Origin of the sequence: Methylobrevis pamukkalensis, from assembly GCF_001720135.1 — a bacterium.
Lineage (GTDB): Bacteria > Pseudomonadota > Alphaproteobacteria > Rhizobiales > Pleomorphomonadaceae > Methylobrevis > Methylobrevis pamukkalensis.
The window spans coordinates 42,173-53,182 of record NZ_MCRJ01000009.1 but is presented as its reverse complement, the minus strand read 5'-3'; the positions used below and the strand labels follow the sequence as shown (position 1 = coordinate 53,182).

Below are 11,010 nucleotides of genomic sequence, written 5' to 3'. Positions count from 1 at the left end.
AGCTTGAGCGCGGTCGTTGCTGACTTGTAGGAGGCGATGTCTAGGCCGGCGCCGCCGACGAGCGTGTCTGCCCCGCTGCCGCCTTCGAGGATATCGTCGCCGTTCCCGCCATCGAGAACGTCCGCGCCGTCCAGTCCACGCAGGATGTTGGCGGTCTCGTCTCCATAGACCGCGTCATCGAACGACGTGGCGACGATCGTCTCGACATTCACGAACGTGTCGCCGCGGGCCTCGCCTGTGCTTTTCGAGGGGGTGCGCATGGAAATGACGAGACCGGTCTGGACGTGGCCGAACATCGCGGTGTCCGAACCGCCCCCGCCGTTGAAGACATCTGCGCCCGCGCCGCCCATGAGCGTGTCGTTGCCGGTTCCGCCCTCGAGCAGATCGTTCCCGGCGCCTCCGTCGAGCGCATCGTCACCGGTGTCGCCGATCAGCCTGTCGCTGCCGCCTTCGCCGATCAGCACATCGTTCCCGTCGAGACCGGCGATGACATTGTTCCCCGAATTGCCGCGCAGATGATTGTCGTCTGCGTTGCCGGTCAGCCTCAGATCGCCGCTGCCGAGAAGGCCAGCTGCGCTGATGCCGGACAAAAGCCGCATGTGGGCGGAACTGAACAACTCGCCGTTGACGAGGTCGAGCTTGACGTTGCCGTGACTGGCGTCGACCTTCACTACCCGCGTCGCATAGATGTCCGTCACGGTGACGGTCAGGATGTCGGGACGGTTGAAGGCGAGGGCGTAGCTTCCGTTCCACTCATCGGACGTCGCGGACTGATTGCCCACGCTGAACTGTACGTCCCAGGATTCTTCATACGGAGAATAGAAGCCGTCTCCGTCGTGGTCATCATAGGCTACGCCCGTGAGGAAGGTGGCATCCCCGGACCTTGCAAAGTCCGCCGACATCATCACGACGCTGTCGTAACTCTGCCCGTCGTGCTCGTAGGGGCCACCGTAGGCGCCCGCTCCGCACTGCCGAAACTTGTCCCCCATCAGGACGTCGCGTGTCGTGGCGTCGGAGATCATGTCAGCGACGATACGCCTGATCGCTTCCACCGGATCGCCCGACACATCGAAGCCCACCGCAGCGCCCGACACGGCCTTTGCCGCGAAGGTATAGCCCGCCGCCGCCATGCGGTCCCTCGGGCTCGACCCGTTCTCGCCGACAAGTCCGAGGTTGCCGGTCTGCATCAGCCAGATGGCATGGGCCTGCGAGGCGGCCTCCAGTGAGGCGTCGGTGGCGAGCGCCTGCCTCGGAGACGTGTCGACGCCGTCCTCCAGCGTGACACCGAGCCGCGCAGCGGTCCCGGCAAGGTCGAGACGTGCGGCGTTGACCAGTTCCACAAAGAACTGCTCGTAACTGGAGATCGTCATGTGCGGGCAATCCGGATCGGCGCGCGAGGACGCGGCCACAGTGGCAAATGGGATCCGGTGTCATGCGACCATGGGTTCGCGTTCACGACCGAACGCAACCACAATTTCCGCGATTTCGGGTTGTGTCAATCGGCGGAAAACCTGTGCACGAAGAATTCCGTCCATGTCGCCAAGCCGGCTCAGCGTGTCTGCCGCGCCGGATCAGGACGATGTGTCCGCCAGCGCGCCATGCGCCGGCAGACACCGCCGCGGTGCGCCTCAGCCGCCGATCTTCCCCGCATAATACGCGATGGTCTTCTGGTAGACGGTCGAGCGGTTCCATTCGTTGAGAATGGCAAAATTCGGCTCGCCTTCCTGGTAGCCGGCGCCGGGGATCCAGCCGTGGCCGCGCATGTAGTTGGCGGTCGAGTAGAGCACGTCGGGCACCGAGCGCAGCAGGTCGCGGCGGCCGTCGCCGTCGCCGTCCACGGCGAAGGCGAGATACTTGGAGGGCAGGAACTGGGTCTGGCCGAGTTCGCCGTGGCCCGCGCCCTTCATTTCGCCGAGCGACAGGTCGCCCCGGTCGACGATCTTCAGCGCGGCCACCAGCTCCTTGGTGAAGAAGGCCGAGCGGCGGCAGTCGTAGGCGAGGGTGGCGAGCGGCGGGAAGATGCTCTTGTTGCCGGAGAAGTTGCCGAAGCCGGTTTCCAGCCCCCAGATGGCGACGACCAGCTCCGCCGGCACACCGTAGCGCGCCTCGACATTGGCGAGCACCGCCGCGTTGCGCTTCATCGCGCGTTTGCCCAGCGCGATCGCGCCGGCGTTGGCGCGGGTGGCGGCGAATTTCTCGAAGCTCTGCGAAAAGGTCTTCTTCTGGCCGCGGTCCATGCCGATCGTCTTGCGGTCATAGGAGAGTCCGTCGAGCGCCGACGAGACGGTGCGCTGCGAGATGCCGCTGCTGACGGCCTGGACCTTGAAGTCGGCAAGCCAGGCGGGGAAGCCGTCGGAGGTGTTGCCGCAGGGCGCGGCGAGGGCGGGCGCGCCCGCAAGGGCGCCGGCGGAAACGGCTAGGGCGGCAAGACGGGTCAGGAACCACATCGGGCAGAACCTCTCGATGGCGGGTATCGCTGTTGGAGCATCACTGTCCGGCGCACGCGCCTCGCGCAAGCAAGGCGGGTGCGCCGGGGCATCACCGGGGCAGAATGCCCCTGAAAGGAAGTCACCGGGGCAGAATGCCCCGGAACAGGATCTGGGTCACGGCCTGTTCGGCGTCGGCAAAGGTGTCCGGCGAGCCGGAGATGCCCGAGCCGATCACGCTCTGGATCTGGGTGTCGAAGTCGGCGTAGTGCTGGGTCATCGCCCAGATCATGAAGATGAGATGGGCCGGCTCCACCTTGGCGAGCTTTCCGGCGGCGATCCATGCGGCGAGCGCGCCGGCCTTGTCCTCCACGATGGCGCGAAGATCGGTGCGCAACAGGTCCATCATCATCGGCGCGCCCTGGATCACCTCGATCGCGAACAGCCGCGATTCCATGGGCTTGTCGCGCGACATCGCCAGCTTCTGGCCGACATAACGCCCGATCTCGGCCTCCGGTTCGCCGTCGGGGTCGAGGTCGCCGAGCGGGGTCAGCCAGTTCTCCAGCGTCCGGCTGAGAACGGCGATGTAGATGTCCTGCTTGCGGCGGAAATAATAGAGGAGGTTCGGCTTCGACATGCCGGCCGCCTCGGCGATCTGGTCCACCGTGGCGCCGCGAAAGCCGTAGCTGGAGAAGACGTCCAGCGCCGCGTCGAGAATGCGTTCCTCGTTCTCGATCTGGATGCGGGTGCGCTTCTTGCTCTGACTGGCACGCGCGGTGTTCTCGGCTTGCATGGACCGCCGTTACTCCCCTGGCCCCTTGCCGCGGCCCCGCCTCCGGCCCGGACCAGAGGCCGACCCAGGATCGCTCCGGCGCCGGAAAAAAGGACTTGAGGCCGATTTGGGCATCACATAGCCTGATGTTGACCGTTCAGTCAGAAAATTATCAAGAACTTGCGGCCCGCACGGCCGGAAAACGCCCCTGAAGGCGCTCCCGGACCGACCGGGACGGCGGGCAGGGCGCCGATGACGTGGACAGGCGCCTGAAATCCGTGCTGCGACGGGGACGGGCCGGCCGTCAGGGCGGCGGAGACGGCGCCGGTCGGGAGGGTGATTCGGGTCCGTCCGGGATCGGGCGGGCCTTTCTGCTTTTACGGCGCACATGCCTTTACGGAGCACACGATGGCGGACACGCGCATCTCCACCAACAATCTCGATTCCTTCTGGATGCCCTTCACCGCCAACCGGCAGTTCAAGCAGGAGCCGCGGCTGCTCGTCAGCGCGAAGGACATGTATTACACGACGTCCGACGGCCGGAAGGTGCTGGACGGCACCGCGGGCCTCTGGTGCGTCAACGCCGGCCACGGCCGGCCCAAGATCGTCGAGGCGATCGCCAGGCAGGCCGGCGAACTCGACTATGCGCCCGCCTTCCAGATGGGCCATCCGAAGGCCTTCGAGCTGGCCTCCCGCCTCGTCAGCCTGCTGCCCTCGCCGATGGACCACGTGTTCTTCACCAACTCCGGCTCGGAGGCCGTGGAGACGGCGCTGAAGATCGCGCTCGCCTATCACCGGGTGAAGGGCAACGGCTCCAAGTTCCGGCTGATCGGCCGCGAGCGCGGCTATCACGGCGTCAACTTCGGCGGCATCTCGGTCGGCGGCATCGTCACCAACCGCAAGATGTTCGGCACGCTTCTGACCGGCGTCGACCACATCCGCCACACCCACGACCTTGCCCGCAACGCCTTCACCCGCGGCGAGCCGGAGTACGGCGAGGAGCTTGCCGACGATCTGGAGCGCGTGGTGCTGCTGCACGATCCGTCCACGGTGGCGGCGGTGATCGTCGAGCCGGTCGCCGGCTCCACCGGCGTGCTGATCCCGCCGAAGGGCTACCTGCAGAAGCTGCGCGCGATCTGCGACAAGCATGACATCCTGCTGATCTTCGACGAGGTCATCACCGGCTTCGGCCGCCTCGGCACGCCGTTTGCCACCGACTATTTCGGCGTGATGCCGGACATGATCACCACGGCCAAGGGCATTTCCAACGGCACGGTGCCGATGGGGGCGGTCTTCGTCCAGTCGAAGATCCACGACGCCTTCATGACCGGGCCGGAGCACCTGATCGAGTTCTTCCACGGCTACACCTACTCGGCCCACCCGCTCGCCTGCGCCGCCGCGCTCGCCACCCTCGACACCTATGCCGAGGAGGGCCTGCTGACCGCGGGCGCGATGGACAAGGACGAGCCGGGCGACGGCAAGGGCCTCGGCACCTACTGGCAGACGGCGCTGCACACCCTGCGCGGCATGCCGCACGTGATCGACGTGCGCAACATCGGTCTCGTCGGCGCGATCGAGCTGGCACCGATGCCGGGCGAGCCGACCAAACGCGCCTTCACCGCCTTCCTCAAGGCCTACGAGAAGGGCGTGCTGATCCGCACCACCGGCGACATCATCGCCCTGTCGCCGCCGCTGATGTTGCAGGAGCACCACATCGACGAGATCGTGGCGACCCTGGCGATGGTGCTGAAGGATCTGCCCTGAGTCTTTTGTGGTCTTGGTGTCTCGGGAGGCGTCGCGGCGAGGGCTGCGGCGCCTTTGTTTGTTCGAGGGCGGCGAGCCCGAGTTCGCGGCGCCCCCTCATCCGGCCCTTCGGGCCACCTTCTCCCCGTGGGGGAGAAGGGTAACCCGCGGATGGTCACGAACCTCGACCGGTTCATCGGGCACCGAGACAGCTCCGAATTACCCTTCTCCCCATCGGGGCTTCGAAGAAGGCGAGGAGGCAAGTGACTCCGAAGCAGGAAGGTGGCGCGCAGCGCCGGATGAGGGGGCCTCGGCCTCTCCTCCCCGAAAGACCCCCCGTTGTGCATCCCTGCACACCCCCTGTGAGCTCCGCCCCCTACGGCCGCACCCCCCGCCATGCTAGAACCGTCACCGACGAGACGCTTCCAGCCGAGGACACCCCCATGTACCAGATCGAAAACTGCATCAACGGCCGCAAGGTGCTGTCGGCGAGCGACCGCAAGCAGCCGATCTTCAATCCCGCCACCGGCGAGGCGCAGGGCGAGCTGATCCTCTCCACGCTGGACGAGATCAACGCGGCGATCGCGGCCGCCAAGGCCGCAGCGCCTGCCTGGGGCACCACGCCGCCGCTGCGCCGCGCACGGCTGATGTTCAAGTTCAAGGATCTCGTCGAGCAGAATCTCGGCGAGATCGCCGCCGCGATTTCCCGCGAGCATGGCAAGACCCACGCCGACGCCATGGGCGAGGTGCAGCGCGGCCTTGAGGTGATCGAGTTCGCCTGCGGCATTCCGCATCTGCTGAAAGGCGAGTTCTCGCGCAACGTCGGCCCGAACATCGACTCGTGGTCGGATCGCCAGCCGCTCGGCGTCGTCGCCGGCATCACGCCGTTCAATTTCCCGGCGATGGTGCCGATGTGGATGTATCCGGTGGCGATCGCCTGCGGCAACACCTTCGTGCTGAAGCCGTCCGAGCGCGATCCCTCCGCCGTCAATCTCGTCTGGGACCTGTTCCAGGAGGCGGGCTTCCCGGCCGGCGTGCTCAACGTCGTCCACGGCGACAAGCTCGCCGTCGACACGCTCTTGAAGCATCCGGACGTGAAGGCGATCTCCTTCGTCGGCTCCACCGCCATCGCCGAATATGTCTACGCGACCGGCACGGCCCACGGAAAGCGCGTGCAGGCGCTGGGCGGGGCCAAGAACCACGCCATCGTCATGCCCGACGCCGACATGGACAAGACCGTGGACGCGCTGATGGGGGCCGCCTACGGCTCGGCCGGCGAGCGCTGCATGGCGATCTCGGTCGCGGTGCCGGTGGGCGAGGGCACGGCGGACCGCCTCGTCGAGGCGCTGAAGCCCAAGGTGCAGAGCCTCAAGATCGGTCCGTGGACCGACAGCGATGCCGAGATGGGCCCGGTGGTGACCGCCGAGGCCAAGGCGCGCATCTCCGGCTTCATCGACCAGGGCGTGAAGGAAGGCGCCGATCTGGTGGTCGACGGCCGCGGCTTCTCGCTGCAGGGCTACGAGAACGGCTATTTCCTCGGCGGCAGCCTGTTCGACCGCGTGACCCCGGACATGGAGATCTACAAACAGGAGATCTTCGGCCCGGTGCTGGGCGTGGTGCGGGCGCAGAGCTTTGCGGAGGCCGCCAAGCTGATCAACGACCACGAATACGGCAACGGCACCGCGATCTTCACCCGCGACGGCGACGCGGCGCGCTCCTTTGCCGACCAGATCGAGATCGGCATGGTCGGCATCAACGTGCCGCTGCCGGTGCCGGTCGCCTACCATCCTTCGGCGGCTGGAAGCGGTCGATCTTCGGCGATCACGCCATCTACGGGCCGGAAGGCGTGCGCTTCTACACCCGCATCAAGACCGTCACCAGCCGCTGGCCGGAAGGCATCAAGTCGGGCGCCCAGTTCAGCTTCCCGACCATGTGAGGCCTTGATTCCCGGTCTTTCCACTGACGGCCCGGCGGCCCCCGCCGGGCCGTTCTGCGTTGGCCAACTGGCGCTACGCCCAAAAATTGCCCTTGACCGGTTCGGTGGCAGACCGGACTATGCCTTTATCAACTGGTCAATTTTCCGCGGCGTTCAGGAAGGTCTCGGGCGGGGCTGGCAATCGGGTCGCCGTCCGGTCCACACTGTCGCCGCCGACCGTTCGCGTCGGCGCCGGACACGCTCCGGCGACCTCTCCCGCCATGAGGATCCTGCGATGACCGCGTCCGCCTCCAATCTCCGCATCAACGGCGACCGGCTGTGGGACAGCCTGATGGAGATGGCGAAGATCGGGCCCGGGGTTGCCGGCGGCAACAACCGCCAGACGCTGACCGATGCGGATGCGGAGGGCAGGGCGCTGTTCAAGGACTGGTGCGACGCGGCCGGCCTGACCATGGGCGTCGATCGCATGGGCACCATGTTCGCGATGCGCCCCGGCGAGGATCCGGACGCGCTGCCGGTCTATGTCGGCTCGCATCTCGACACCCAGCCGACGGGGGGCAAGTATGACGGCGTGCTCGGCGTGCTCGGCGCGCTGGAAATCGTGCGCACCATGAACGACCTCGGCCTGCGCACGAAGCATCCGATCGTCGTCACCAACTGGACCAACGAGGAGGGCGCCCGCTTTGCCCCCGCGATGATGGCCTCCGGCGTGTTCGCCGGCGCCTTCTCGCTCGATTATGCTTACAGTCGCAAGGATCGGGACGGAAAGTCCTTCGGCGACGAGTTGCAGCGGATCGGCTGGGTGGGCGAGGAGGAGGTCGGCGCGCGCAAGATGCACGCCTATTTCGAGCTCCACATCGAGCAGGGGCCGATCCTCGAGGCCGAGGGCAAGGAGATCGGCGTCGTCACCCACTGCCAGGGTCTCTGGTGGCTGGAGTTCACCCTGACGGGCAAGGAGGCCCACACCGGCTCCACGCCGATGAACCTGCGGGTCAACGCCGGCCTTGCCATGGCGCGCATCCTCGAGATGGTGCAGGCGGTGGCGATGGATCACCAGCCGAACGCCGTCGGCGGCGTCGGCCAGATGGTGTTCTCGCCGAACTCGCGCAATGTGCTGCCCGGCAAGGTCACCTTCACCGTCGACATCCGCAGCCCCTCGCAGGACAAGCTCGACAGCATGCGCGCGCGGATCGAGGCCGAGGCCGCGAAGATCTGCGAGGCGCTCGGCGTCGGCTGCGCCATCGAGCCGGTCGGCCATTTCGACCCGATCACCTTCGATCCCGGCCTCGTCGCCGCCCTGCGCAGCGCCGCCGACGCGCTCGGCTACGGCCATCGCGACATGATCTCCGGCGCCGGCCACGACGCCTGCTGGGCCGCCCAGGTCGCCCCCTCGGTCATGATCTTCTGCCCCTGCGTCGGCGGCCTCAGCCACAACGAGGCGGAGGAGATCTCCAAGGACTGGGCGGTGGCCGGCACGGACGTGCTGCTGCGGGCGGTGGTGGAGACGGCGGGGATCGTGGAGTGAGCGACGATCTTTTCGGACCGATTTCCTTTGGCCATGGCGCGCGCTGGAACCCGCTCACGCGAGCCACGGATGATCCGGATATCCTGCCGATCCATGCAGTGCTTGATGTGATGCTCGTCATTCGCGGAACTCGCCCGAACGTAGCTCTCGGCCTTGCGGACGAGTTTGTCTGGGCCGGCGAATGGGGGCTCGCGATCGAGTCGATCGAGGGGGAACTGGCGGGGCTCGGCCTGCCGCTGACGGAACTGGAACGGGAAGTCCTGCGGCGGGCAAGAGCTCTCATCTTTGGCGGAGTTCCGGACAGTTCAGGATAGCGTTCGCAGGGAAGGCCACGCAGTGTCGCGGGAACGGGATTCCAATCTGGATTGTCAGGGTTATCAGATGCCATCTCGACGCCGCGCCACCCCCTCATCCGGCCCTGCGGGCCACCTTCTCCCCGTGGGGGAGAAGGGTCATTCGTGGCTGCGTTTGGGGGCGGGACGCAATTTTGCTGCACGCGGCGCCTGCCGCTTGTTACCCTTCTCCCCGTCGGGGAGAAGGTGGCGCGAAGCGCCGGATGAGGGGGCTGGGGCGATGGCGACAACCGGTCAGTCCGCGTCGAAACGCCGAGCCGGCGCGACCCTGCGGGCACGCGACCTCCGGCGCAAGCAGACCGAACCCGAACGTATTCTCTGGAACCACCTGCGCGACCGCCGCCTCGAAGGCTTCAAGTTCGCGCGACAGGTTCCGATCGGCCCCTATGTCGCCGATTTCGCCTGCCGCGACCGCCGGCTGATCGTCGAACTCGACGGGTCCGGGCACGCGGACAGCGCACACGACGCGATCCGGACCGCCCGGCTCAATGCCCACGGCTACTCGGTCCTCCGCTTCTGGAATCAGGAGCTTCTGGACAGTCCGCTTGCCGTCCTCGACATGATCCTCGCCGCCCTCCTCGGGACCGTCGCCGACCGCGCGCCCGACATCCGCTTTCATCCATCCAGCCTCCACGATCAGATCCGGGAAACAGCGCCATGACCACCACAGTCATCAAGGGCGGCACGGTCGTCACCGCCGACCTCACGTACAAGGCCGACGTGAAGATCGAGGGCGGGAGGATCACGGAGATCGGGCCGGATCTGGCCGGCGACACGGTGCTGGACGCGGCCGGATGCTACGTGATGCCGGGCGGCATCGATCCGCATGTTCACCTCGAGATGCCCTTCATGGGCACCTATTCGGCCGACAATTTCGAGAGCGGCACCCGCGCGGCCCTGTCCGGCGGCACCACCACCGTGGTGGATTTCTGCCTGCCCGAGCCCGGTCAGTCGCTGATGGATGCGCTGAAGCGCTGGGACAACAAGACCGCCCAGGCCTCCTGCGACTATTCCTTCCACATGGCGGTGACCTGGTGGGGCGAGCAGGTGTTCGACGACATGGCCGCGGTGGTCGGCCGCGGCATCAACAGCTTCAAGCATTTCATGGCCTACAAGGGCGCACTGATGGTGAACGACGACGAGCTGTTCGCCTCGTTCACGCGCTGCGCCGCGCTCGGCGCGCTGCCGCTGGTCCACGCCGAGAACGGCGACGTGGTTGCGGCCCTGCAGGAAAAGCTGATGGCCGAGGGCAACACCGGCCCCGAGGCCCACGCCTATTCGCGCCCGCCGGAGGTGGAGGGCGAGGCGACCAACCGCGCGATCATGATTGCCGACATGGCCGGCGTGCCGCTCTACGTGGTCCATGCCTCGTCCGAGGAGGCGCATGAGGCGATCCGCCGGGCGCGGCAGAAGGGCATGCGCGTCTACGGCGAGCCGCTGATCCAGCATCTCACCCTCGACGAGGGCGAATACGCCAACCCCGACTGGGATCACGCCGCCCGCCGGGTGATGAGCCCGCCGTTCCGCGACCGCAAGCATCAGGACAGCCTGTGGGCGGGCCTTGCGAGCGGCTCGCTGCAGGTGGTGGCGACCGACCACTGCGCCTTCACCACGGCGCAAAAACGCTTCGGCGTCGGCGACTTCCGCAAGATCCCCAACGGCACCGGCGGCCTTGAAGACCGGCTGTCGATGCTCTGGACCTACGGCGTTGCGACCGGCCGGCTGACCATGAACGAATTCGTGGCCGTCACCTCGACCAATATCGCCAAGATCCTCAACATGTACCCGAAGAAGGGCGCGATCCTCGTCGGCAGCGACGCCGACATCGTCGTGCTCGACCCGAAACGCGGCAAGACCATCACGCGGCCGCCCAGCAGTCGGCGATCGACTACAACGTCTTCGAGGGCAAGCAGGTGACTGCGCTGCCGCGCTTCACCCTGACCCGCGGCAAGGTCGCCGTGGAGGAGGGCACCGTGAAGGCCGAACCCGGCCACGGCAAATTCATTGCCCGTCCGCCCAACGCACCGGTGAACACGGCCTTCTCGACTTGGAAGGAACTGGTTGCGCCGCGGGCCGTGGCGCGGTCGGGCATTCCGGCGAGCGGGGTGTGAGGCCTTGATGCCGGGCTTACCCCTCTCCCTGTCCCTCCCCCACAAGGGGGGAGGGGACGCAGGACGCACCCACCGATATGCTTCGAACGCCGCGCCCCGACGCAGCGTTGCGGGAACGATCGCCCGCGCGCCGATCGTTCCCGC

General features: G+C 66.9%; 7 protein-coding genes and 2 pseudogenes. 6 read left to right on the top strand and 3 right to left on the bottom strand.

The window, feature by feature from the left end; genetic code table 11:
* From A6302_RS23410 to A6302_RS02935, 3 genes are all read right to left on the bottom strand, one after another.
* Nucleotides 1–1,370: CAP domain-containing protein (locus tag A6302_RS23410; protein WP_069305794.1), on the bottom strand; the 1,370-nt coding region annotated here is incomplete at its 3' end.
* Nucleotides 1,371–1,628: 258 nt separating this feature from the next.
* The gene (locus A6302_RS02940) at nt 1,629–2,447 is read right to left on the bottom strand and encodes a lytic murein transglycosylase (RefSeq protein ID WP_069305793.1); all 819 of its coding nucleotides are present in this window, start codon (nt 2,445–2,447) and stop codon (nt 1,629–1,631) included.
* A 121-nt stretch (nt 2,448–2,568) separates the two neighbouring features.
* Nucleotides 2,569–3,219, bottom strand: a complete 651-nt coding sequence (locus tag A6302_RS02935; RefSeq protein WP_069305792.1) for a TetR family transcriptional regulator C-terminal domain-containing protein — start codon at nt 3,217–3,219, stop codon at nt 2,569–2,571.
* Between the two features lie 387 nt (nt 3,220–3,606).
* Here A6302_RS02935 and aptA point away from each other — a divergent pair, with 387 nt between their 5' ends.
* The 6 genes and pseudogenes from aptA (at nt 3,607) to hydA (ending at nt 10,866) form a co-directional block, all read left to right on the top strand.
* Complete coding sequence (gene aptA / locus A6302_RS02930) at nt 3,607–4,962, top strand: omega-aminotransferase AptA (RefSeq protein WP_069305791.1); 1,356 nt, start codon at nt 3,607–3,609, stop codon at nt 4,960–4,962.
* 422 nt (nt 4,963–5,384) lie between these two features.
* Nucleotides 5,385–6,877 (top strand): annotated as a pseudogene (locus A6302_RS20955) (CoA-acylating methylmalonate-semialdehyde dehydrogenase).
* Nucleotides 6,878–7,151: 274 nt separating this feature from the next.
* Nucleotides 7,152–8,402 carry a Zn-dependent hydrolase gene (locus A6302_RS02925; protein ID WP_069305798.1) on the top strand — a complete coding sequence of 417 codons (1,251 nt, stop codon included), beginning with the start codon at nt 7,152–7,154 and terminating at the stop codon, nt 8,400–8,402.
* Complete coding sequence (locus A6302_RS02920) at nt 8,399–8,716, top strand: hypothetical protein (protein ID WP_141703373.1); 318 nt, start codon at nt 8,399–8,401, stop codon at nt 8,714–8,716. The genes A6302_RS02925 and A6302_RS02920 overlap by 4 nt, the downstream gene beginning before the upstream one ends.
* Before the next feature lie 124 nt (nt 8,717–8,840).
* Nucleotides 8,841–9,416: an endonuclease domain-containing protein gene (locus A6302_RS02915; protein WP_245293883.1), complete on the top strand. Its 576-nt coding sequence runs from the start codon at nt 8,841–8,843 to the stop codon at nt 9,414–9,416.
* Nucleotides 9,413–10,866, top strand: a pseudogene (hydA, locus tag A6302_RS02910) (dihydropyrimidinase). The gene A6302_RS02915 and the pseudogene hydA overlap by 4 nt, the downstream one beginning before the upstream one ends.
* Nucleotides 10,867–11,010: the final 144 nt, after the last annotated feature.

Excerpts from the sequence above, each read along its gene's own strand:
- A6302_RS02940 (WP_069305793.1), bottom strand. The coding sequence starts at position 2,447 with ATGTGGTTCCTGACCCGTCTTGCCGCCCTAGCCGTTTCCGCCGGCGCC.
- A6302_RS02935 (WP_069305792.1), bottom strand. The coding sequence starts at position 3,219 with ATGCAAGCCGAGAACACCGCGCGTGCCAGTCAGAGCAAGAAGCGCACC.
- aptA (WP_069305791.1), top strand. The coding sequence starts at position 3,607 with ATGGCGGACACGCGCATCTCCACCAACAATCTCGATTCCTTCTGGATG.
- A6302_RS02925 (WP_069305798.1), top strand. The coding sequence starts at position 7,152 with ATGACCGCGTCCGCCTCCAATCTCCGCATCAACGGCGACCGGCTGTGG.